Below are 24339 nucleotides of genomic sequence, written 5' to 3' on the forward strand. Positions count from 1 at the left end.
TGCCAGCGTAGAGAAACCAAGAACACTATACAGGAATGCCGCTTGTTTTGCGGTTGTCGATAGATTCAATGTATGTCCTAGCATTTTACTTTGACCCTGGCTTTGGCTTGGTATCAGTGTAGTAGCTTAGACTACTGGTTATATAAGGCATATCGACGAATGATGTTTTGTATGGTGCTTCACCTTTTACTGCGCATAAAGCTTGCCTGGAGATTCAGCTCCAGACAAGCTTTTTTTTATGGCCAAGAGGCCAATTATAAGGAAAAAGGGGAGCACGCAATAATGAATACTGCTGTAAGAGCGTCCAAAGGGTTGAAGCTGACTGATATTTTGGTCACGATTGTGATATCTGTTGTGTTCGGGTTGGTCTACAAAATATGGGGACCTGCCTATGATTTGATGAAACCATTTGGTCTACACGCCGAGCAACTGATGTATGGCATGTGGTTTATGGCAGGCACGTTTGCTTATCTCATCATTCGCAAGCCGGGTGTTGCGATTTTGGCAGAGGTGGCAGCGGCAACGGTCAGCGCTTTTTTGGGAAGCGAATGGGGCATGTCCACCTTGTACTATGGCCTACTGCAAGGCCTGGGAGCGGAGCTGTTTTTTGCGGCTTTTCTGTATCGGAACGCAAACCTGTGGGTTGCTTCGCTAGCTGCGGCTGGGGCGGCTGTCACTTCTCTGATTTTAGACTTCAGTTACGGGTATATTGATCAGCTATCGACCTGGAACTATGTTTTGTATATTGGATTTCGGATGATTGGCAGTATTGTGATTGCCGGGGTATTCGCCTTCTATCTGGCTAAGGCATTGGAGGTAACCGGAGTTACACGAAGTTTGAGACCTGCAACGGAACAAGATTATAAGGGGCTGGATTGATGAGCCGGGCAACCGAAGATGTGGTGGCTTCGATCACCCGTCTACGGTTGAAATTCCCCGGTGAGCAAGAGCTGCTTTTTCACAATATGTCTTTGTCTGTCCACAAGGGGGAAAAGCTGCTGCTACTGGGACCGAGTGGATGCGGTAAATCAACACTGCTCCAAGTGTTAAGCGGTCTGATTCCACGCACGATAGAAGTGCCCATGAAATGCGATGCTGCTGTAATCCCAAGTGTCTCAGGTATTGTATTTCAAGATCCTGATACGCAGTTCTGTATGTCATATGCAGACGAGGAACTGGCTTTTGTGTTGGAAAATAATCAGATTCCCCGGGAACAGATGCAATCCCGTATTCGCGAGCTGCTGATACAGGTTGGTCTATCGACGGATGATATACACATGCCCATTGGCAACATGTCACAGGGAATGAAGCAGCGTCTGGCGATTGCGTCTGTGCTGGCTATGGAGCCAGAAGTGCTTTTTCTGGATGAGCCCACGGCTTTGTTGGACGAGGAAGGCACCACACAGGTTTGGGACACCATTCGCAACATTTCGGTAGACCAAACGCTGGTGATCGTAGAGCATAAAATTAATGAAATCGTCCATGATGTGGATCGGATTGTGGTGCTTTCTGCTCAAGGGGAGATCATTGCGGATGGAAGGGCAGAAGAAGTATTTCATGTGCATCGGCAGGCATTGTCTGAGTACGGCGTGTGGTACCCGGGAGTGTGGAATGAATCGTCTTCGCCGCGTTGGAGTGAATCAGTGACACAGCAGAATGGTACGGGGAATGGTGCGGGGACTGATTTGCTGGAGCTGGAGCATTTTAGCGGCCTCCGCAGTTTAAGTCCAGTGATTTATGTGGATCATGCGCAGGTGAAGCCTGGCGACTGGATTGGCGTGGTCGGTGAAAACGGGGCTGGCAAAAGCTCGCTGCTGCTCTCCATGATGCGCTTACTTCGCACACAGGGACGTTATAGCGTGCGCGGAATTGAGGCAGGCAGTACAGAACAACTGGCAGAGCGTATCGGGTTCGCATTTCAAAATCCCGAGCTGCAATTCGTAGCGCATACCGTACGAAAGGAACTAGAGTATTCGTTACCGAAGAGCTTGTTTAGCGCTGAACAGTGCCGGGAGCGGGTGGATCGGATGCTCGTACAGTTCGGATTGGAGCGGCTGGACGAGCGTCATCCGTATCAGCTTTCGTTAGGCCAAAAAAGGCGGTTGAGTATTGCTACGGCCATGATCCGTGAGCCGGAAGTGCTGCTGCTGGATGAGCCGACTTTTGGTCAGGATGCGCGTAATACCTTTGTCATGCTGGATATGTTGGAGCAGTTGAGAGCGGCAGGCACGGCCATTGTGATGGTCACGCATGACCCGGAAATTGTTCGTCGATATTGTACCGATATATGGCGGATTCAGAAAGGGGAACTACAGTATGAACCTGTCCTTTCCCCATCATAAAACATGGCTGCATCGCGTGAATCCGGGCTTAAAGCTCGTTATGTTTTCCATACTGTTTGTGGTCGTTATAGTCATTCATGATCCGAATGTCATGTTTAATGTTGCGTGTTCTATGCTGTTGCTGCTTGTCTGGTCAGGCCATCCATGGAAGAGGCTGCTGCTGTACGGATCTCCCTTTATATTGGTGTTTATTTCAACTTCAACGGGCATGATGATGTTCGGCAAAGGGGTGACGACCTGGTGGACATGGGGCTTGATCCATGTGACGCAGGAAAGCTTTTACCGAGGCATGCATCTGGGCTTTCGTGCGCTGAGTATGGCTGCGGTAGGGTTGCTGTTTGGTTTAACGACTCGTCCGGTGGACCTTTTTTATTCACTGATGCAGCAATGGAGGCTCCCTCCGAAGTATGCGTATAGCTTTTTGGCAGCCATGCGGTTGATGCCCATGATGGTGGAGGAATTCCAGGCATTGAGACAAGCTCATCGCATTCGAGGTTTACATCAGCATGTGTCCAAATGGAATATGTATGCCACACTCCGCAGATATGCGATTCCGCTGCTCGCTCAAAGTATCCGGCGTGCGCAGCGCATTGCTATTGCTATGGAAGCCAAGGGTTTTGCTAATGAAACCAAGCGCACGTATTATTATGCGATTGGCTATTCGGCTGTAGATATTTTATTTATTTTCTATTTTGTGGTGATGCTTACGCTGGCTTGGGGACTCGGTATCCGCTTTCCTTATGTAGGGGTATGGGATGTACGTTAATTGTTGTCAAAATGCTTTGCCCGTTTTCTGCTCTGTGGTATATTAATGCAATGGGAATTGACGGCTCGTACAGACCCGCCCGGGCTGGCGGGCTTATTACATTTTCCCGCAGAAATGGATCATCAGGAGGCCAAGTTTCATGATTACGCTGCATCAGGTAAGCAAGCATTATACCACCTCAAGCGGCCAATTTCATGCGGTTCAATCCGTGTCCCTTCAAGTGGAGGAGGGGGAAATTCACGGTATCATAGGTGCCAGCGGTGCCGGCAAGTCTACGTTGCTCCGGTTGATGAATGTATTGGAAAGGCCGGATGAGGGAAACGTGGTTGTAAACGGGGAATATCTGACCCGCATGCCGGAAAAACGTCTCCGAGAAGCGCGGCGATCCATAGGGATGATTTTTCAGCATTATCATCTTGTTCACAATCGGACGGTCAGTGGAAATGTGGCAATGCCGTTAGAACTGGCAGGTGTCGCGAAAAAAGAGAGAGCGGAACGTGTGCGCGAATGCCTGCAATTCGTCGGTTTAGCTGATAAAGCAGAACAGTATCCGGCACAACTGAGCGGAGGCCAAAAGCAACGTGTGGCGATAGCCAGAGCGCTGGCGAATCGACCTGCGGTGCTGCTGTGTGATGAGCCAACCTCGGCGCTTGATCCGCAGACGACCGCGGATATTTTGGGCGTGTTACGGGAGATCAACCGTGAACTGGGAGTTACCATTGTAATCGTAACGCACGATATGGATGTGGTACGCAATATTTGTACCCGTGTATCAGAAATGCGAGATGGGCAGCTACTTTCAACGCAGCGTGTAGCTGACACAGCGGTAGCAGGTGAAGCTGATGAATGAAATGCTGAGCATCATTGCGCAATATCAGTCTGAGATATGGAAAGCCATCGGAGAGACGTTTATCATGGTGGGGATTTCTATCGCAGCAGCTGTACTGTTAGGGCTTCCGGCAGGAACGATTTTGTATTTGTGTGGTAAAGGGCAAAAATATGAAAATCGACTGCTGTTCACCCTATTGAACAGTGTGGTCAATGTTATCCGCTCATTCCCGTTTTTGCTGCTCGTCGTGTTTATGATTCCATTTACACGTCTGGTCGTAGGGACGGCGCTGGGCACGATGGCTGCAACGGTTCCCTTGTCAGTGGTGGCCATCGCCTATTATTCGAGGCTGGTGGAGCAATCATTGCTCGAGGTGCCCAAGGGTGTAATTGAAGCCGCTACTTCTATGGGGGCATCCACCCTCCAGCTTATTTTTAAATTTCTGTACGTGGAGGCTCGTTCCGGGCTTGTACTGGGTTTGACCACGTCCACCATTAGCTTCATCTCCTACTCCACGGTGATGGGCATTGTGGGCGGCGGCGGGGTAGGCGATTTTGCCATCCGCTACGGTTACCAGCGTTTTGAAACAGGCTTGATGGCGTTCACCATCGTTGTCATGATTATTTTCGTACAAACGATCCAGTTCACCGGAAGCACCATATCCCGCCGGATCGACAAGCGGTAAGGTGGAATTGTAACTTTCACTATACTTGCACAACTCACTATGGGAAATAAAAATGACTTTACAGTACCCCAAAAGCGGAGCGGGCAGAATTGTTCTGGAGAAGCGTCAGCGTTCGCCTTTGAAATGGGATTCTAACCTATACATCACTTTATAAATCAGAGAGAATCCCATTTCAACAGCGATCGTAAGATCAAATCATTCGCGAAGCGGCTGCGGCTCCCACTGTAACTCATTTTTTATCTTCCTAATCACAATTTACTTGGAGGTTCCTCATCAAATGAGTCGGAAAAACAACATGAAAACGAACTTGAAATTACTTACACTATTTGCTGTCGTTATGCTACTGGTTGCTGGATGCGGTGGTCAAAAGCAGGCTGCTCCAGAAACACAGTCTAAAGAAGCAAATTCCCAAAAAGAAGTGACCTTGAAAGTGGCAACGCTAATCCCACCGATGACAGATGTGCTGGATATCGTGAAGCCGCTGCTTAAACAGGACGGAGTCAATCTGGAAATCGTCGTGCTTTCAGACAATATCCAACCGAACAACGCATTGGCAAGCCGGGAAGTAGATGCTAACTTCTTTCAGCATGCTCCTTTTATGCAACAATATAATGAAAGCAACAAGTCTGATTTGGTGGCGATAAAACCTATTTACAACGCCATTTACGGCGCGTACTCTAAAAAATACAAGAACGTTAAAGACCTGCCGGAAGGTGCGACTATTGCCATTGCCAATGACCCGGCCAATACTGGACGTTCTTTAGTAATGATGGAGCAAAACGGTTTGATCAAGCTTAAAGAAGGCGTAGGCTATAATGCTACACAGGCTGATATTATTGAAAATAAGAAAAAATTTGTGTTTAAAGAAGTGGATTTGTTGATGCTGGCGCGGTCACTGGATGATGTGGACATGGCTGCCATGTATCCCGCATATGCCAAGCCGCTCGGTCTGACACCGAAGAAGGACGCGCTGATTACTGAAAAAGACGATACGCACTTTGCCATTAATCTGGTAGCGCGTAAGGATAATGCAGATTCCGATGCTATTCAAAAGCTGGCAAAGCGAATGACTGGACCGGAAGTACGTAAATTTTTTGAGGACAATTACAAGGATAGCGTTGTTCCAGCATTTTAAATAAATAAGTAAGTTGAAACATCGTTTTATGATGAAATACGACCTGTATAATGGAAGGAAGTCTGTGAAGAGCAGAGGATCTCCCTTGTGCAGGTCTTTTTTTCATCCTTAATATGGAAAGGAATTATCGAAAACAGGGTATAAAGTCTTATTTTTTAAGGTTTTAGGGTGTTGCACCGCTGCGAATTTTGGTCATAAAGGGCGATGGAGTAATGATAAGGAACATATTAAAATAAAAATACGAACAAACATTCGATTTCGATTTCGTTAACGGTGTTTTTATATGGGTCAAAAAATTCAGCTGACAACGGGCCAAAAGCGTGAATAAAAAGGAAGGGGAACGACATGAAGCTGTTTGTAACTGTAAAAAGTCTGGGGAAGCGCAAGCCCGCACTCGCACGACAGGAAATAGAGCTGAGTCCTGCTCCAGAAACATTGCGAGATTTGATTACTGCAACCGTTGCTCTGAATGTTCAAAAGCTGCGGGAAAAGCAGGAGAGTGTCGCGCTGATTCCGTTCCTTACGGGAGAAGAAGTACAGGCACAAGGCGAGATAGGCAAAGTAGGATTCGGTTCCATATATAATGATGGTGTCCCGGATATGAAGGATGCCGTGAACACGGCGATGCAGGCATTTGAAGATGGTTTATACAGAGTTTTTGTATGTGACGAGGAAACTATTGAACTCGATACTCCTTTGTCACTTAAGGATGGGAATGAGATTGTATTTATACGCTTCACAATGCTAGCTGGAGGCCTATGGTAGAGGGGGAAATGAAACATGCATCAAGAGAACAATGAGCAAGAATATTTCACCACACTGAAGGAGCGCGCGGCGCAACTGGATGGACCACAACAGGAGTTAGCTCAGTATGTTGTGGAACTGGGTAAGCTTCATTACATACAGGAGAACGAGGAGCCTTTTAACGAATGTCAGCGAATATTAAAAGAACGGGCGACAGAAAGCGGAGAGTCACTGTTTAAGCCACTGACAGAGGTATTACATGCTCTAATTGGACAAACAACGGGCGACGTATTCGCACATCTAACGGAGCATGTGACTGAATATCCATACAGCACAGGGTATGCGCGAAAACCGTTTCGCACTTCGGATATTACGACCCATACTTCCCGGGTTTATAAAAAAATGGTGCAGTTGATCCGAATGGACTGTATGGGGTTCTCCGTAATGGATTATTTAACAAAAAAGGATTATGAACCAGGCAGAGATTACCGGATTCAGGAAACGATTGGTGACTGGATTGCTTATGAGCTGGATCACGGTAATTCACAGGTACTTGAGGCGTTAAAAGCTATTATTTATGGGGATAATCAGGCGGCGTTACTTACGCGCAATATGATTAAAGGCATGCTCCTGAGTCATCAGGAGGAGAATTATCGCATGATCGGCGAAATCTTGGCAGCCGCCAAACTCCAGGAGGGATTGCGCCAAAGTATCGTGGAACAAATGGATGAAGGAACCCCGGAGGCTCTAATATATCTGTTGAAGGTAATCATCGACCAAGGCTTCATTCGTTACAGTTCAGTGGTGCGGGCGCTTGCAGTATGGACGGGAATGGGCTTGGAATCCGCCAACCAGCGGGTCGTTCGTCAACTGATCGAGCAGGCATATGAAGCATTGACTCGTAGTGAACTGCGCCAGGAATGGCTGACCAGCTCAAATGCTAATGAAGTTTATATGAGTTTGTGGGCTACGGCAGTACATGAGGAACGTGATTTGTATGGACAGGTTCGGAAACTCATGGAACAAGGAGTAACTTACCAGAAGATCGTAGCACTGTATGTACTGTCTAACAGTGACAACAAGGATGTGCGCCTCGGAATTGCGAGAGAATATCTGGGTGAAACGGACCAAGAGCTTCAATATTGGATACTGACGAACTATACAAGCAATTATTTTTATGAATGGGTAGAAGGCGGGACGGTCGCGGATCGGATCGTTAAAGTGGTGCGTACTCCTTTGCTGGAGAGCAAAGAGGAGCGGCGTAAGGATTTTGAACGACTTCATAACCTGTTTGTACATATGAAAAAGGGTGAGTCCACCGAGCCCTCCAAGGTGCTGGATTTTGTTAATCTGTATCACCGCTCAGATGCACCTATTCAAAAAATGCTGTATCTCGCTGGTTATGATATGGATGCTTCCTGGATTGGGGAAATCATAGCCTTAAAGGAACAGATTAGCCCTAATCTGCGTGGTGAACTGTTGAATCATTTTGTGCAAAAACCTGAGGATGCGGTACAACGTGATTTTATTTTTTCCAGTTTGTCTGACAAAAGTATGAGTATCCGTGAGTTCGCTGTGGTCAAGGCACGTAAGCTGACGCTGTCGGAACCAGAAATGCAACAAATGGAAGCCTTATTAAAGCTCAAGACGGGATCGTTGCGCCAAAGTGTCATTGGTGTGTTGCTCTCACAATCGGAAGAGCCGCTCGCTGGCTCATTGGAACGCTTGCTGCGTGCTAAGGCGGAGCTGCAACGATTGGGTGGACTGGAAGTATTGACGAAGATATATGCAGACCCGGATCGTGCCGAACAGTATGAAAGCCTGCGGACTTTGGCGGATATCATTCAGCAACCTACAGCCAAAGAGGAGCAACTGCTGTCCAAGCTGGGACAGGAGGATGCTTATACAGGGGCTAACGGTTTTGGACTGTACGATCCGAATGTCAAGGAAGCTTGGTTGGAAGAGAAAGTTGATCTGGGTGATTTTCGATTGGCCGATATTTTTGTTAGTCCATTGGAGAAGCTCAAGCAGTTCTTGAGTGGACTGGACGAGCTTGTTCATCATCATCGTGATGTGGAATATACTGCGGAGTATTATTCGGGCTACAAAGATACATTGCTTATCGGGACGAACCTTCGTCCTCTACGGTTGGTTCAGGTCGATGAAGAAGTAGATTCCAGACTATCTTTATATCCTCTCTATGAGGAGTGGGACCGTTATTTGCAGGAAAGCGGCATGAAAGCGCGTGAACTGCTGGAGCTTGTTTTTTATGACCGATTAGAGCCTATGGACCGAACGCTGGATCGCTATTATCGATACTTTTCTTTTAACATGGACTATTCAGAACAAAGCAAGCACAAGCTGCTGGAAGGATGGCGTAAAGATTTCGCTGAGCAAATGTATCCTTTGGATCGCATTAACGAGGTACAGAAGTGGATAGCAGAACTGACCTATTCCGATCAGGTAAGCACATTAGTTAATGCTTATTTTATGGACACATCCGGTGACCAAACGTTTGACGTAATTGACCTTGCTTTAAATTCACTAATGCAAGGCATGCCTAAGGACAGACCTGAAGAGGATATGGGAATGCTCCATCTATTGTCTGGCCCGTGGGTGGCACTGGAGAAGGGGCAGGTCCATGATGATGAGTCCTTTAAGCGCTTTTTCCATACCTTTGTGAACTACGCAGAACTGCCAGGAGCGGAAAATCGTTTTTATTCTCCGCTGGATCTGGAGGATTACTTCAAAGCATATGAAAAAGGGTTGATTGGTGTAGGTGAAGTGTATCGGGAGCTGCTGGCTGGTAGTGAAAGCAGAAGACATATGAGTTCTTTAACCAATGCCCGCAATACATGGATTTCTAGCAAATCAGAATTTTTGGAGATACGCCGTACGGTTATTGATCGACTGCTAGAGATTGAATTGGTTCGAGGCGATTTGCCTACCGAGGCTACGCCAAAGGTTATGGGCTTGAGCCAATTTGAAGGTATGGATTATTTCATCCGTATTCTGGAGGGTCTCGACAAGGAAACGTTTGTGCGTGGTTATGTGTACGGCTACGGTGATCGTATTACCAAAAAGGAATCGTTCAGCCACTTGCTCAAGGCATGTTATCCGAGTGATGGCGAGGATGCCACGTTGCTCAAGGAAAAGCTGAAGAACACTAAAATTACAGATAAACGTCTGCTGGAGGCGGCTATGTATGCACCGCAGTGGATTGAGATTGTAGCAGACTATCTCGGTTGGGAAGGGCTTCGCAGTGCGGCATGGTATTTCCATGCGCATATCAATGAAGGTTTTTCGGCCGAGAAGGAAACGATTGTAGCTCATTACTCGCCGATTGCTCCACAAGATTTTAATGATGGTGCCTTCGATATTCACTGGTTTCATGAGGCCTATGAGACGTTGGGCGAGGAACGTTTTGACCTGCTGTACGATTGTGCCAAGTATATTTCGGCTGGAGCCAATCATCGTCGATCCCAGTTGTTTGCAGATGCGACGCTGGGTAAGCTCAAACGGAGTGAAATGGAAAAATCAGTGGAGGACAAGCGAAACAAAGACCATTTGCTGACCTACAGTCTGATTCCACTTGCTCAGCCGCCTGAACCAGATATACGCGAACGTTATGATTTTATCCAGAGGTTTCTGGAACAAAGCAAAAAATTCGGCGCACAGCGTAAGGCCAGTGAGGGACTCGTTTCACGGATTGCGCTCGGGAATTTGGCACGTAACGCAGGCTATGATGACGTAACCCGTCTCGTATGGGATATGGAAGCTCGTAAGCTGGATGATCTTCGGTCTTATTTTGAGCCACATGCTTTGGACGAGGCTACAACGGTGCAGCTCGTCATTGATGCTGAAGGAGCGGCAGATATTGAAATTGTCAGCAAAGGCAAGACGCTGAAATCCATTCCGGCTCGTTTCAAGAAGGATGAGTATGTTACGTCGCTGAAGGAGCTTAAAGGAGATCTAGTGGATCAGTACCGCAGAGCTCGCAAAGAATTGGAACGCTCTATGGAGTCTGGTACGACCTTTATGGTGAAGGAATTGAGAGGATTGCTGGGTAATCCTGTGCTTGCTCCGTTGGTGCGGACACTGGTTTTCAAGGCTGATGATCACCTCGGATATTTTAATGAGGAAACGTTGGTATTGACGGCTCCTTTTGCTGAACAGCATACTATAGGAGAAGAGGACAAGCTGATTATTGCTCATCCCCTTCATTTGTTCGAAAGTGGTCGTTGGAGCGACTTCCAGAAGGACTTATTCGACCGCCAGATACGCCAGCCATTTAAGCAGGTGTTCCGTGAGCTGTACTTGCTGAATGCTGATGAACGTGCAAATGCGACCGTTTCCCGTCGATATGCAGGACACCAGGTACAGTCGAATAAAACGGTATCCCTATTGAAAGGTCGCCAATGGACAGTCAGCTATGAGGACGGACTTCAGAAGGTGTACTATGCTGAGAACCTGATTGCGAACCTGTATGCTATGGCGGACTGGTTCTCACCAGCGGATACCGAGGCTCCTACACTGGAGACAGTGCAGTTCTTTGATCGGACAACGTATAAGAGCGTACCGTTGGACGAAGTTCCTCCTGTTCTGTTCTCCGAAGTTATGCGGGACGTGGATCTGGTCGTCAGTGTTGCCCATGTAGGCGGCGTTGATCCAGAGGCCAGTCTGACGACCATTGAAATGCGTAGGGTTATTGTGCAGGAATCACTTCGCCTGCTGAAAATTAGCAATGTACGCTTGGATGGGAATTATGCACGTGTAGATGGGACTCTTGGCGAATATGCTGTGCATCTGGGAAGCGGGGGTGTCTACAAGCAAGCGAAGGGAGCACTGCATATTATCCCGGTGCATTCGCAGCATCGTGGACGCATCTTCCTGCCGTTTCTGGACGAGGACCCAAGAACAGCTGAGATTCTATCCAAAGTTGTGTTGTTGGCCGAGGATCAGAAGATCAAGGACCCGCAAATTCTTACACAGCTTCAAGCGTAGAATAGAATTCTGATATATATAGATTCATAATTAACTCAACGTTCGCACCTAAACAATGATTTCGCATCCTCGACTGTGTAGGTGGAAACTTAGTTTAGTTGCGGAGGTTGAGTTATTTAATATTGAGCGTTTATCGAGCACGAATAAGGAGATATGGGTAATAATTTAGGTTCTGTAGTTTGATGGGAATCTAACAGTATAACAATTGACGATCATAGGAGAACACAACGATGTTTAATAATATCTTTCTAAAAGAGTACTCAACCGAGTATCAATCACAAGTTGTTGATTTAATTTTACATATTCAAAAAGATGAATATGATATCGCCATAACCAAAGAAGATCAGCCAGATTTGCTTGATATTGAAAATTTTTATCAGCGTGGTAACGGCAACTTCTGGGTGGCTCTTAGTGAAGGAACCGTAGTAGGGACTATAGCTTTGTTAGATATTGGGAACCGTAAGACAGCACTCAGAAAGATGTTTGTAAAACAAAATTATAGAGGTAAAACATTCAATGTTTCGAATCAATTATTGCATCATGCCATAGGATGGGCTAGGGAAAGGTCTATTGAAGAAATCTATCTTGGAACAACACCACAATTCGTAGCAGCTCATCGTTTTTATGAGAAGAACGGCTTTGTTAGTATAGCCCCTGGAGAATTGCCGATTGGTTTTCCAGTCATGAAAGTGGATAAAAAGTTTTACAGATACGTCATTCAATAATGGGTATAAATGAAGATGCTGCTAGGCCACAAAAGAAACCGTCGTCTAGCAGATGCTTCTTTTGTTTAGGACAGGCGTTTGCTAGAATAAAAGGGTATGTTGTAAGTCAACGTTAACCAAATTGCTGGGAGGGACACACGTATGAGCAAAGTGATTAAATGGGGAATTGTCGGCACAGGCTGGATCTCAGATCAATTTGTGGCGGATTTGGCGCATGTTACGAATGGAGAAGGGTATGCTGTTGGATCACGCACTATTGAAAGCGCTACCGAATTTGCGGCTAAGCATCAAATATCAAGGGCTTACGGGAGCTATGAGGAATTAGCACAAGATCCCGAGATAGATGCTATTTACGTAGGGACTCCTCATCCTTTTCATAAAGAAAATGTTCTGACGGCTCTTCGGGCGGGGAAAGCGGTCTTGTGTGAGAAACCCTTCACCGTCAATAGCAAAGAATTGGAGGAAATGATCGGCTTTGCACGTGAGCGTAAGCTATTCCTGATGGAAGCAATGTGGACACGTTTTTTGCCTCCGATTCGCCAAGTGCGGGAGTGGATACATGCGGGACACATTGGCGAGGTAAAGCTGGTTAAGGCGGAATTTGGTTTTCGGATAGATTGGAACCCGGAGGGGCGGCTTTTGAACCCTGAGCTGGGCGGAGGTGCTCTATTAGATGCAGGAATTTATCCGGTTTCTTTTGCTTCAATGGTCTTCGGCCCTGAACCTGAGCATGTATGGAGCACTGCTCATATCGGGGAGACAGGCGTTGACGAGACATTTTCGATCTTGCTGGATTATGGAAAAGGACGCACGGCTATGCTTAACGGGGCAGTCCGTCTCGGATTGACGAATGAGGCATACATCCATGGAACAAAGGGCTATATCCACATTCCGTCATTCCTGAACAGCACATCGGCTACTTTAGTTGTGGACGGTGAAGAGGCACAAAACTTTCAGGATGACCGATCCTCTACAGGCTATGCCTTTGAAGCAGAAGAAGTCGGGCGTTGCTTGAACGAAGGCTTGCTCGAAAGTTCTACTATTTCTTTGGATGAATCATTAGGAATTATGAAACTGATGGATCAGATTCGTTCACAGTGGGGGCTTCGGTATCCGTTTGAATAATCACGTTAATTCCAGGGACCTTTCAGGTTCTCTGGAATTTTTTGTTTGTGGGCGTTTTTTTATACCAGGATTTTGCAAAATTCGATTCCAATCGCTCCGAAGTGCAATATATAGACGAACTAAACCATTCCGATCTATATCTTGTTCATTGGAAGTCGCTTATGGGATTTTTGAAAAATTCTTATACATAATTATTTCCAATTCCCAAATAGCGACTTTGGTCGCACGATAGGTAACGCCATATGAGTCAATCAAGAGTGGGACATATGAATCATTTTTTGTGATTTAAATTAGTTAAAAAATAGTCATTAAAAAGTTACAAAAGTGTAATTTTATTATCAGTTAACTGAATTGTGAGCGCTCTCTTTTTATGGAGAAGAATGAAGGTCCTAGTGCTGTACTTCCAAAAACTTTCAATGAAATTTTCGAAAATGTACGGTAGGGTGGTAAACGTGTCACTTGAGCCATTGCGGCTTTTGCTGACTTGCTTGCTTATCCCATGGCTCTGGATTCTTGTCGGAGCTCGCAGGATCGAGAGCCTTTGCAAGCCTGTGAGAGTTGAATAGGCATTCACCTCATGACCTAACATCAAGGAGGAGTTACAAACGTGAAAGTGAAATCAACATGGTTGTTCCGTATGGTGATGATGACAGTTATCGCGGCTGTTGTGATCGGACCTATGAATATTGCAGGAGCGGCAGGAAGCCAGACAGATCGGCCTTGGATGAACACGGGCCTGTCGGCTGAGAAACGGACAGCGTTGCTACTGCAAGAAATGACGCTGGAAGAAAAAATAGATTTGGTGACTGGTAAGGTCAACAATTACTATGGATTTTATAATAATTCGATGGAGCGGTTGGGTATTCCGGCGCTGACGATGGCAGATGGACCTGCGGGTGTGCGCATCGCCAATCCAGATGTGCAGGACAAGCAATCTACTGCGTTGCCTGCTCCAATTGCGTTGGCTGCAACGTGGGATACCCAAGCTGCCAAACAGTATGGTGATTTGATCGGAGACGAGGCTTTTAATACAACTCATAATGTTGCGCTTGGACCGGGGATGGATATTGCCCGTATTCCATGGGGATCGCGAAACTTTGAATCTATGGGTGAGGACCCGCTACTGCAATCGCAAATGGCGACCGCTTATGTCAAAGGTATACAAAGCCACCCTGTTTTGGCGACTGCGAAACATTACCTTATGAATAATCAGGAAACGGAGCGCTTCACGACGAATGTCAAAGTCAGTGACCGTGCGTTGCATGAGATTTACATACGCCCGTTCCAAGAAGTCATCGCCAAGGCAGATTTGGGAGGGGCCATGTGCTCCTTTAACAAGGTCAACGGCGAGTCTGCTTGTGAGAACAAAACTCTTTTGACGGACCTCTTGAAGAAGGAGCTGCAATTCAAGGGCTTCGTGATGAGTGATTACGGTGCGAACCTGAGTACAGTCGAATCAACAAATAGCGGATTGGACCTGGAAACACCGGGGACACCATATGGTAAATGGGGAGATCAGCTGCTGGCGGCTGTTAAGAATGGCAAGGTAAGTGAAAAAACGATTGATGATAAGGCTGGGCGCATTCTGGTGCAAATGTTCAGCAAAGGTTTATTCGATCGCCCGGCTCAAAATAATCAAATTGATGCCCGTGACCATGGCAAAACAGCTCGTCAATTGGCTGAGGAAAGTATGGTACTGCTTCAAAATAAAAACAATGCATTACCGTTGTCTAAAGATAAACTCAAGTCCATTGCTGTGATTGGCCCCGATGCAGATAACGGCACTGTGGCAGGTGGAGGCAGTTCGTTGGTGAACCCGACGTATACCGTGAGTCCGTTAGAGGGCATCCGCAATCGTGTCGGCAAAGGAGTTACCGTCCAATATGCACCGGGCACAGACCCGATCTCTGCAGGAGATATTATGCCAGGGCCATCTGCTGTTCCGTCTTCACTGTTGACTACATCTGATCAGAAAGAGGATATCAGTGTTGGATATGCGACTTATGGAGATGGCGAACAGGGGCTTCGAGGCGAATACTGGAAGAATAACAAGATGGAAGGCAATCCGATTCTTGTACGCAATGATGACCAAGTCAATATGAACCTTGGATTTTATAATTATCAGGGCTTCAATGCGAAGTCCCCTAAAGTTTCCAATACACCAACGACACTGAATGGCTTGATATCTGCACGCTGGACAGGGGCAATTGCAGCTCCCAAGGATGGTGACTATGCATTGTCATTAACCAGTTTGGGATCAAGCAAGCTGTATCTCGACGATAAGCTTTTCGTGGACAATCAAGGTGAAAAGCTGGACACTACGAAGAAAAACATCTCCCTTAAAGCGGGTGAAAAGCACAAGATACGTATTGAATACCGCGCTGATTATCCGACAAATGGTCGTGATTCCGGTGGTATGGTTCGTCTGGGCTGGGAACCTCCGGCAGATACGTCAGATAAGTTGATTGATAACGCTGTGAAATTGGCGAAAAAATCGGATGTTGCGATTGTTGTTACGCGTACGTATGAGAGCGAAGGATATGTTGAGCGTTCCGATATGGAACTGCCGAACAATCAGGATCAGCTGATCCGTGCGGTTGCGGCTGCAAATCCGAAAACCATTGTCGTACAAATGAGTGGCAGAGCCGTGCAAATGGATACCTGGCAGGACAAAGTCCCTTCCATCGTACAAGCATGGTTTGCTGGACAAGAGCAAGGAAATGCTATAGCACGCGTCTTATTCGGTGATGTGAATCCTTCTGGTAAATTGCCGGTAACTTTCCCGGTTAACGAGCAGTCTACACCCGTGTCCTCACCAGAGAAGTTTCCAGGCGTGAACGGTATAGGTGACTATTCAGATGGTATTTTTGTAGGTTATCGTGGGTATGAGAAATCGGGTATTCAACCAGCGTTCTCCTTTGGACACGGTTTATCCTATACGACATTCGGATATAGTGATCTGAAAACAAAGCAGCATGCGAGTGGAAAAAAATCCGATCGTACAAGTTCCGTCGAAGTTTCGCTAAAATTGAAGAACACTGGCAAAACAGCCGGAGCTGAGGTTGTACAGGTGTACAGCGGTAAGCTTCCGACAAACGTAGAGACTCCATCCCATCAACTGGCAGGCTGGTCCAAGGTAGAGTTAAAGCCGGGTCAAGAGAAGAAGGTACGCATTGAGCTCGACCCGAAAGCTTTCTCTTATTGGGATGAAAAGTCCAAAGCATGGGTTATGCCAGCGGGTGAAGTGCCCATTTATGTGGGCAGCTCCTCACAGGATTTACGACTGACAGGAAGTGTTACGATTCCGGCAACCTCTACAGAAAAAGCAAAAAAGTAATCCCGTTACATTTGTTTTAAAATGGTTATATTCAAGAGAGCGCGGGCACAAGCACCGGCTCTCTTTTTGCTATCGGTATGTAAACGTCCAACAGGTATGCAAAGGGAAACCCAAGTGAAAGCTGAAATAGTAGGGAGGATGGGGACAGGATAATGATGGGGAGAGGAGGATATAGATGAAAAAACTCCAAAAGCAACGACGTACTGACATCTGGCTGCTTATAGCTGCAGTAGCCATTTTGATCTGTGCGGTCCTGGTCAGTATGGCTATACGGAATGTTCCGGGGCCGAAAACAGAAAATAACGTCAACATGTGGCTAACAACACCAGATCCGGCGAATCGCCTAACCCAACAAACCCCGATCCGTTGGGATAAGGATAACAGTAAAGAAAATGCAGCGAATGCGGATACACTGACGATTGAGATTAAGCCAGATATTCATTATCAGACGATGGAGGGATTTGGCGCAGCGGTGTCCGGTTCGTCCGCATACCTGATGAATCATGGCATGTCTGCCAATCAGCGTGATCAGCTGCTAAATGATTTGTTTACAGCTAGTGGCATTCAACTAAGTTATATTCGCCATACCATTGGAGCCTCAGATTATTCCGTAGATGAACAGGGACAGCCTGGTAGCTATACCTATGACGATGTGGCAACAGGCAAGGACTATGAGCTGAATCATTTCTCCATCGCCAAGGATCGGGATATGATCGATGTGTTGAAGCAAATCCTGAGAAGAAACCAGGATTTAAAGATTATGGGAACCCCATGGACAGCTCCGCCCTGGATGAAATATGGGGAGCAGATTTATAACGGCTGGTATTTGGATTATACCGATCCGCGCGTCTACCAGGCGTATGCTGACTATTTTGTTCGTTATCTACAGGCTTATGCGAACGAGGGAATTCCGATTCAGGCGATTTCCATTCAAAATGAGCCAGAATTCACGACGCCCAAGTATCCCAGCATGAGTATGGGAGCAGCAGAACAGGCGAATTTTATTAAACAATATCTGGGTCCCACCCTAACTCGAAACCATTTATCTACTCACATTATTGCCTTTGACCATAACTGGGATACAGGGAGTGAATATGCCAAGACCGTGTTGGGAGATGAACAGGCTCGTAACTATACGCACGGAACGGCCTTTCATTGCTACAAGGGTGAGCCTACAGAGATGACAGATGTGCATAATGCTTTCCCTGATAAGCCTGTATATATGACAGAATGTAGTGGGGGAGCGTGGAGTCCGGGCTTTGGAGATAATTTGAGCTGGGATATGTCCAAGCTGATCATTGGTGCACCCCGAAACTGGTCGCAAAATGTCCTCTTTTGGAATATCGCACTTGACCCGTCCGGGGGTCCGACCAATGGAGGTTGCGCCAACTGTAGAGGTGTAGTAACCATCGACCCGTTAAGCGGTGCAGTTACGAAAAATGTGGAGTACTATGCGATTGGGCACGCCAGCAAATTCGTCCTTCCAGGTGCGGTACGTATTGATTCTACACATTATAGTGGGAGTATTGAAACGGTCGCCTATCGCAACCCCGACGGTACGCTTGTCCTGATTGCCGCCAATACGGGAGAGAACACAAAGACATTTAAGGTTCGGCATGGAAATAAGGTTTTCAAATCTACCCTTCCATCCAAGTCCGCGGCTACCTTTCAATGGAATCCTACGGCTTCCTGACACGGCCTGTACATCAACGTTTTAGAGCGCTTAGCCCATCTGGCTGAGCGCTCTTTTTTTCATTTGCTACAAAACCCAGACTGCGAAAAAAATTTTAATATTGTTCAGAATTGATTCAGAGGCGGATGATAAGATCTTTTCACTAATAACAAGAATGAACCGTTTACGGGGGATAGTCTGATGAATCAAGAAACGAATAAAGAATGGCAAAAAGTGCTGATGGTGACGTTGCTGGCAGAGCGACTATATTTCAGGTTCATCAGGAACCACAGGAGGCATCTCTTTTGTTTTTTTACAATATGTCGATGGTGGAGACGGTCGCATCGTGCTGCAATTGTTTTACAACCGAGAATGTGACTTCTCTCATAAATTAGAAGGATATGAGCTGGAGGTTCACCAATTCATGAAAAACACGAACCGTATGAACGTATCCAGCATAGCACTATATCCGGTTAATCCAGTAATACCGTATCTGATCATAAATAGCCCCTTTTACGATTTCATGGATGTGACGAATGTTGCCTATTTTAATCAAGAGGGTCATTTCTATAACCCAAATGAATTTAATACGGTCGCATATGTACTCAAATATCATGAAACTATACCCGAAAGGTACTTATCAATATGTAGGCAGGCATACACCTTAATCGGTGTGTTTGTCTGAGCTCGTTGTCTTTTGAAGACAGGTCATGAATTCTTATAAAGGTGTAACCCATCAACTATCGTGGGTTACACCTTTTTGTATACTGAGCATATTGTATTCATCCAAGCCTTTACTGTACAAGGAGATTCTCAACATGAAACCAGGGGCATGGGGAGTTCTTCCGCAGCAGTATCAATATGCTTGAACAATGTACTCAACTGAATTACAATACAATTGATAATGATTTTTAATATCAATTAGGATGAAAAGGGGGAGTTGGACTACATGTTTGGATTGACCAAAAAGCTACATATTTATATAGCACTTATTCTGATGATATCGGTGCTGGCTGGTTGTGCCTCAGGTGGAACTACAGGGACAACAGACCCTTCAAGTAAGTCTGCAAGTGGTAATGGGAGCAATGCAGCAGGCAGTGGTGCGGACGAGCAGACCAGAGTTATCAAACATGCCATGGGTGAAACGACAGTTAAGGGAACTCCGAAGAGGATTGTAACCTTGTTCCAGGGTGCCAATGATGTTGTTGTTGCACTTGGTGTTAAGCCAACGGGTGTTGTGGAATCCTGGGTTCAGCAACCCGTATATAAATATTTGAGAGATGATCTGGATGGTGTGACGCAAGTAGGTCAGGAATCACAGCCGAACCTGGAAGAGATCAACAAATTGAAGCCGGATCTAATCATTGCCACCAAAACAAGACATGAGGATATCTATGATCAACTGTCCCAGATTGCTCCAACGGTAGTTACCGAGACTTTGTTTGACTGGAAAGAGACGGTAAAGACGGCTGGTGAAGCGATGAATATGAAGGAACAGTCGGACAAGTTGCTTGCTGATTGGGATGCAAGGGTAGCGGATTTTAAAGGCAAAATGGGTGACCGTCTTCCCATTGAAGCGACTATTACGAATTTTAGAGCCGATCAGGTTCGCATTTTCTATATGGGATACGCCGGAAAAATATTGAAAGAGCTTGGATTTACCAGACCGCCTGGACATGATGAAGACACCTGGGGGGTGGAGTTGACTTCGAAAGAGAACATCCCGGATATGAACGCAGATATGATCTTCAACTTCAATTCAGGCACGGAAACAGAAGCTATTGAGAAAAACTATAAGGATTGGACCAGCAGTCCGCTCTGGAAAAATCTCGATGCGGTGAAGAATAATAAGCTAGTACAGGTTGATGAGGTGGCCTGGAACATGGGGGGCGGATACACATCGGCCAACATGATGCTGGACGACCTATACAAGCAGTTCAATCTGAACTAATGGGAGCAAGACCTGCCATGTGCCAGGACATTCGTATACGAAGCGTATGGGCAGGCAGGTCTTTTTGCATTTCACGGATGAAAGAGTGAGAATATGTTTCCCCTTTTTACGAAGGCAAGTACGAAAATTTATGGACTATCCGGCTTATTCATTTTGCTATTACTCGCCTGTGTAGCCAGCATGATACTGGGACGTACACACATCACATTTCAAATAGCAGTGAATGCACTACAACACTATGACGAAAGCTCAGTGGAGCACGTCGTACTTCTTACGGAACGTTTGCCACGCACAATTATTGCCGCTGTTGTTGGTGCAAGTTTGGCGGTGGCGGGAGGACTCATGCAAGCGCTAACTCGTAATCCGCTCGCTTCACCAAGTGTGTTTGGGATCAATGCGGGTGCCATCTTTTTTATCGTTATTGCCATCGTGGTGCTGTCGGTGTCCTCGCTTAGTACGATGATGTGGTTTGGTTTTGCCGGGGCAACCATCGCAACAGTGATTGTGTACGCCCTTGGGTCCATCGGTCGTGATGGTCTGACTCCCATCAAGATTGTGCTGGCGGGTACCGCTATCTCTGCACTTTTTGCTTCGTTCACACAGGCAATCCTGGTGCTGGATGGAACGGGATTACAGGACGTGTTGTTCTGGCTTGCAGGTTCAGTGAGCGGTCGAACACTTGACATGCTGTATCCTGTACTGCCATATATGACGGTTGCCGCTGTGATATCCCTGTTTATGGGCCGGGCGATCAATCTGCTTTTGACCGGTGATGATATCGCCAAAGGCATGGGACAGAACGTGCTACTGGTTAAGGTACTTATGGGAGCCGTTACAGTATTGCTGGCCGGTGGTTCTGTTGCGGTGGCCGGTTCGATTGGTCTGGTAGGATTAGTCGTACCGCATATCATGCGGGCGTTTGTAGGCAACGACTACCGCTGGCTTGTTCCCTACTGTATTCTGGGCGGCGCCATTTTGTTATTGGCGGCGGATGTGGTTGCACGGCTGATCATCATGCCACAGGAAGTTCCGCTTGGTGTTATGACAGCGCTCATTGGTGGTCCCTTCTTCGTCTATATTGCCCGCAAAGGGGGGACGAAGATATGAGGAAGATGATTACTTTTCGCAATAAAAAAGATACGCTATCCTTGCAAATGGAGCGCAAATCGCTGCTCATCATCGGAATCTGTATGGTTTTGATATTGATTGCATCCATTGCAGGAACCAGTGTGGGTAATGATTTCATATCTCCGCTGAATGTGCTGCAGACGATTTTCGGTCTGGGCGCAGGTGATCATGACTTTGTCGTGTTGACGCTAAGGCTGCCGCGTGTGCTGTTATCGTTGCTTGTGGGTGCAGCACTAGGCATGTCCGGTGCCCTCTTGCAGGGGATTATCCGTAATCCGCTCGCTTCACCGGATGTGATCGGGATAACGGGAGGAGCTGCCGTTGCCGCTGTAGGTTTTGTCACCCTGCTGGGTGGAACCATCAGTATCAAGCTGTTGCCGTTGTTTGCCATTATGGGGGCGATGATTACCGCAATCATCATTTATCTTCTTGCCTGGAAAAAAGGAGTTAGCCCGATTCGACTAGTGTTGATCGGAATCGGAGTGTCAGCCATTACGGGGGCCGGGACGACCTTCATGCTGATCCTTAGTCCATTCTATACGGCTGGCCAGGCGTATATCTGGCTGACAGGGAGTGTGTATGGCGCATCGTGGACCGATGTTAGAACGATCATCCCGGTGATTGTAATCGTGCTTCCGTTGGCGATCTGGTTTGCCCGGAGTCTGAACGCACAGGAATTCGGGGATGATCTGGCCACCGGGCTGGGGGTCACTGTACAGCGTCATCGTTCAGCGCTGCTACTGTGCAGTGTACTGCTGGCCGGGGCTGCTGTAGCTGTCGCGGGGACGATTGGTTTTGTCGGTCTGATTGCGCCGCATATTGCCCGGAAGCTGGTAGGGCGCATGTTTGGCGGCATGCTCATCGTTTCGGGACTGGTCGGTGCCCTGCTTGTGTTTGCTGCTGATCTGATTGCCCGTACAGTATTTCTGCCGCTCGATGTTCCGGCAGGGGTATTTACCGCCGGGGTAGGAGCACCGTTTTTCCTGTATCTGTTGTTCAAGAATCGAAATCAGTTTTGAGGAGGAGAATGCTGTGAGTATTCTGGAAGCCAAGGACCTTACGATCGCCTATGGCGCAGAGCCTATTATTGAGAATTTGAACCTGACTATTCCCAAGGGGAAAACTACTGTCCTGATTGGCAGCAACGGTTGCGGGAAGTCCACCTTGCTGCGAACGATGGCGCGACTGCTGAAGTCCAGTTCAGGCTCGGTGCTGCTGGATGGCGAGGAGATTGCGAAGTTGCCTACCAAGGAAATTTCAAGACGTATGTCCATTCTGCCGCAAGGTCCTTCTGCTCCAGAGGGACTGACGGTAAACCAACTGGTTCGGCAAGGGCGGTACCCACACCAGACATGGCTGAAACAGTGGTCCTGTGAGGACGAACGCATGGTCAGGCTTGCGCTGGAATCCACACATCTGACTGCTCTGGCTGATCGGCCCGTGGACGCATTATCTGGCGGACAACGCCAGCGCGCCTGGATTGCGATGACACTCGCACAGGGAACAGAAACCCTGCTGCTGGATGAACCAACGACTTATCTGGATATGACCCATCAGATTGATATTCTGGATCTGCTGTTCGATTTGAATGAACAGGAGGGGCGCACCATAGTGATGGTGCTTCATGATCTGAATCTTGCGTGTCGCTATGCTCACCATATTGTGGCTGTCCACAACAAGTCCATCTACGCGGAAGGAAAACCGGAAGACATTGTTACGCAGGACATGGTCCGCGCGGTCTTCCAGATGGAGTGCGACATTGCGGTTGATCCGCTGTTTGGCACACCCATGTGCATTCCGCACGGGAAGGGAAGGAAGTTAAATGAAACCACACGCTACAGCCACTTGGCTTGATGATCAAGAGATGCAGGCCTTGGCTGCCGAATACCGTCTGACCTGGGAGCCTTCGACAGATCGTACATTTTCGATGCCATTTACGGACTTGCTGGACCCGTCCAAAAGCCTGAACTATTTGCAAGGGGTGAGAGGCATCTTTGAGACGGACTCCGAAACGGCTACTGTATCGCTCTTTGCTAAACGATATGCTTACTTGATCACAGCTTCGGGTCTCTATGCCATGTCACGCTTCAACAAAGGCCTGAATTATGAGATTGCCAACGGCACGATTGAATCCAGTTATCACGGAGAAGCATGGCTTCCCAAGGCTAGGCTGACCGATTGGCAGACGACCTCACCAGGGGCGGATCAGCGTGACGTATGGAGAGATCAGGTGATTGAACAGATGTTCGCCGGCAATCTGGCTAAGGTATGGCAATCGCTGTCCAAGGCAACCCGGATTTCCCGTTCAGTCCTGTGGGAGAACACGGCCATTTACGTATACTGGCTCTATGAGAACAAGTTTGCCGAAGGAGCCACGCCTGAAGAAAAGGAGCGTGTCGAAGAGGACTTCCATTATCTAATTTGTGATGCACCTGCGCATCTCTTTGGTGAATCCCGTAACCCGCTCAAGCAGTTTAATACGCCCAAACGGGCAACAGCTGTCTCAGATACACCTATTCGTGTACGCAAAACTTGTTGTTTCTATTATCTCGCCGCAGATGATCCAGAAGATTACTGCCCCACCTGCCCCAAATCAAAGCATTAATACCGATGATTATCATCCACCCCCAGCCTATACTTCATTGCATCTCATACAGCGAATAGCACAGGCAAGCTTATGACATAACGAAATTCAGAGCTTGCCTTATTTGTTGTGCCCATTGTTCCATGTACAATCCTTCATTTGGGGATTCTCTCCCTGCAAAAACATCTTTTTTTTCCTAAAAAGCTTATTATTGACAAGGTGAATGAAATTGCCATAAAATAGATTTTGTTTGAAACTGATAATCATTATCAATATTGTTTCTATCAAATCAATCCGATGAAAGCACAACCA

General features: G+C 47.1%; 17 protein-coding genes. All 17 read left to right on the top strand.

Features of this window, described 5'->3' with window-relative positions:
- Window positions 1–282 precede the first annotated feature (282 nt).
- Entirely contained in the window at window positions 283–879 is a 597-nt protein-coding gene (locus ACUYLD_RS18525) for an ECF transporter S component (protein WP_061830613.1), read from the top strand.
- Window positions 879–2342, top strand: a complete 1464-nt coding sequence (locus tag ACUYLD_RS18530) for an ABC transporter ATP-binding protein (protein ID WP_446675690.1) — start codon at window positions 879–881, stop codon at window positions 2340–2342. The genes ACUYLD_RS18525 and ACUYLD_RS18530 overlap by 1 nt, the downstream gene beginning before the upstream one ends.
- Window positions 2317–3108, top strand: a complete 792-nt coding sequence (locus tag ACUYLD_RS18535) for an energy-coupling factor transporter transmembrane component T family protein (protein WP_446675691.1) — start codon at window positions 2317–2319, stop codon at window positions 3106–3108. Before ACUYLD_RS18530 ends, ACUYLD_RS18535 begins: the two co-directional genes overlap by 26 nt.
- A 139-nt stretch (window positions 3109–3247) precedes the next feature.
- Window positions 3248–3958 carry a methionine ABC transporter ATP-binding protein gene (locus ACUYLD_RS18540; RefSeq protein ID WP_446675692.1) on the top strand — a complete coding sequence of 237 codons (711 nt, stop codon included), beginning with the start codon at window positions 3248–3250 and terminating at the stop codon, window positions 3956–3958.
- Window positions 3951–4622 carry a methionine ABC transporter permease gene (locus ACUYLD_RS18545; protein WP_013308947.1) on the top strand — a complete coding sequence of 224 codons (672 nt, stop codon included), beginning with the start codon at window positions 3951–3953 and terminating at the stop codon, window positions 4620–4622. The genes ACUYLD_RS18540 and ACUYLD_RS18545 overlap by 8 nt, the downstream gene beginning before the upstream one ends.
- A gap of 277 nt (window positions 4623–4899) precedes the next feature.
- On the top strand, window positions 4900–5757 hold the full coding sequence (locus ACUYLD_RS18550) for a MetQ/NlpA family ABC transporter substrate-binding protein (protein ID WP_061830605.1): 858 nt from the start codon (window positions 4900–4902) through the stop codon (window positions 5755–5757).
- Between the two features lie 345 nt (window positions 5758–6102).
- Window positions 6103–6522: a hypothetical protein gene (locus tag ACUYLD_RS18555; protein WP_235307395.1), complete on the top strand. Its 420-nt coding sequence runs from the start codon at window positions 6103–6105 to the stop codon at window positions 6520–6522.
- Between the two features lie 15 nt (window positions 6523–6537).
- A complete protein-coding gene (locus tag ACUYLD_RS18560; protein WP_446675693.1) occupies window positions 6538–11505 on the top strand; it encodes a DUF5724 domain-containing protein in 4968 nt (1655 codons plus the stop codon).
- Between the two features lie 230 nt (window positions 11506–11735).
- A complete protein-coding gene (locus ACUYLD_RS18565; protein WP_250267523.1) occupies window positions 11736–12230 on the top strand; it encodes a GNAT family N-acetyltransferase in 495 nt (164 codons plus the stop codon).
- Window positions 12231–12371: 141 nt separating this feature from the next.
- Entirely contained in the window at window positions 12372–13355 is a 984-nt protein-coding gene (locus ACUYLD_RS18570) for a Gfo/Idh/MocA family protein (RefSeq protein ID WP_446675694.1), read from the top strand.
- 607 nt (window positions 13356–13962) lie between these two features.
- Window positions 13963–16692, top strand: a complete 2730-nt coding sequence (locus ACUYLD_RS18575) for a glycoside hydrolase family 3 C-terminal domain-containing protein (RefSeq protein WP_446675695.1) — start codon at window positions 13963–13965, stop codon at window positions 16690–16692.
- A 175-nt stretch (window positions 16693–16867) separates the two neighbouring features.
- Window positions 16868–18385, top strand: coding sequence for a glycoside hydrolase family 30 protein (locus tag ACUYLD_RS18580; protein ID WP_446675696.1), 1518 nt, complete (start codon window positions 16868–16870; stop codon window positions 18383–18385).
- A gap of 928 nt (window positions 18386–19313) precedes the next feature.
- Window positions 19314–20315 carry an ABC transporter substrate-binding protein gene (locus ACUYLD_RS18585; RefSeq protein ID WP_446675697.1) on the top strand — a complete coding sequence of 334 codons (1002 nt, stop codon included), beginning with the start codon at window positions 19314–19316 and terminating at the stop codon, window positions 20313–20315.
- Between the two features lie 93 nt (window positions 20316–20408).
- Complete coding sequence (locus ACUYLD_RS18590; protein ID WP_069291200.1) at window positions 20409–21422, top strand: FecCD family ABC transporter permease; 1014 nt, start codon at window positions 20409–20411, stop codon at window positions 21420–21422.
- Entirely contained in the window at window positions 21419–22462 is a 1044-nt protein-coding gene (locus ACUYLD_RS18595; RefSeq protein WP_254351127.1) for a FecCD family ABC transporter permease, read from the top strand. Before ACUYLD_RS18590 ends, ACUYLD_RS18595 begins: the two co-directional genes overlap by 4 nt.
- Window positions 22463–22475: 13 nt before the next feature.
- On the top strand, window positions 22476–23297 hold the full coding sequence (locus ACUYLD_RS18600) for an ABC transporter ATP-binding protein (protein WP_025722914.1): 822 nt from the start codon (window positions 22476–22478) through the stop codon (window positions 23295–23297).
- A complete protein-coding gene (locus ACUYLD_RS18605) occupies window positions 23266–24048 on the top strand; it encodes an IucA/IucC family C-terminal-domain containing protein (RefSeq protein ID WP_446675698.1) in 783 nt (260 codons plus the stop codon). Before ACUYLD_RS18600 ends, ACUYLD_RS18605 begins: the two co-directional genes overlap by 32 nt.
- Window positions 24049–24339: the final 291 nt, after the last annotated feature.

The sequence above is a fragment of the Paenibacillus sp. SER-28 genome, from assembly GCF_052906305.1.

Excerpts from the sequence above, each read along its gene's own strand:
- ACUYLD_RS18525 (WP_061830613.1), top strand. The coding sequence starts at position 283 with ATGAATACTGCTGTAAGAGCGTCCAAAGGGTTGAAGCTGACTGATATT.
- ACUYLD_RS18595 (WP_254351127.1), top strand. The coding sequence starts at position 21,419 with ATGAGGAAGATGATTACTTTTCGCAATAAAAAAGATACGCTATCCTTG.
- ACUYLD_RS18540 (WP_446675692.1), top strand. The coding sequence starts at position 3,248 with ATGATTACGCTGCATCAGGTAAGCAAGCATTATACCACCTCAAGCGGC.
- ACUYLD_RS18565 (WP_250267523.1), top strand. The coding sequence starts at position 11,736 with ATGTTTAATAATATCTTTCTAAAAGAGTACTCAACCGAGTATCAATCA.
- ACUYLD_RS18545 (WP_013308947.1), top strand. The coding sequence starts at position 3,951 with ATGAATGAAATGCTGAGCATCATTGCGCAATATCAGTCTGAGATATGG.
- ACUYLD_RS18550 (WP_061830605.1), top strand. The coding sequence starts at position 4,900 with ATGAGTCGGAAAAACAACATGAAAACGAACTTGAAATTACTTACACTA.
- ACUYLD_RS18530 (WP_446675690.1), top strand. The coding sequence starts at position 879 with ATGAGCCGGGCAACCGAAGATGTGGTGGCTTCGATCACCCGTCTACGG.
- ACUYLD_RS18585 (WP_446675697.1), top strand. The coding sequence starts at position 19,314 with ATGTTTGGATTGACCAAAAAGCTACATATTTATATAGCACTTATTCTG.
- ACUYLD_RS18570 (WP_446675694.1), top strand. The coding sequence starts at position 12,372 with ATGAGCAAAGTGATTAAATGGGGAATTGTCGGCACAGGCTGGATCTCA.
- ACUYLD_RS18580 (WP_446675696.1), top strand. The coding sequence starts at position 16,868 with ATGAAAAAACTCCAAAAGCAACGACGTACTGACATCTGGCTGCTTATA.
- ACUYLD_RS18590 (WP_069291200.1), top strand. The coding sequence starts at position 20,409 with ATGTTTCCCCTTTTTACGAAGGCAAGTACGAAAATTTATGGACTATCC.
- ACUYLD_RS18560 (WP_446675693.1), top strand. The coding sequence starts at position 6,538 with ATGCATCAAGAGAACAATGAGCAAGAATATTTCACCACACTGAAGGAG.
- ACUYLD_RS18535 (WP_446675691.1), top strand. The coding sequence starts at position 2,317 with ATGAACCTGTCCTTTCCCCATCATAAAACATGGCTGCATCGCGTGAAT.
- ACUYLD_RS18605 (WP_446675698.1), top strand. The coding sequence starts at position 23,266 with ATGAAACCACACGCTACAGCCACTTGGCTTGATGATCAAGAGATGCAG.
- ACUYLD_RS18555 (WP_235307395.1), top strand. The coding sequence starts at position 6,103 with ATGAAGCTGTTTGTAACTGTAAAAAGTCTGGGGAAGCGCAAGCCCGCA.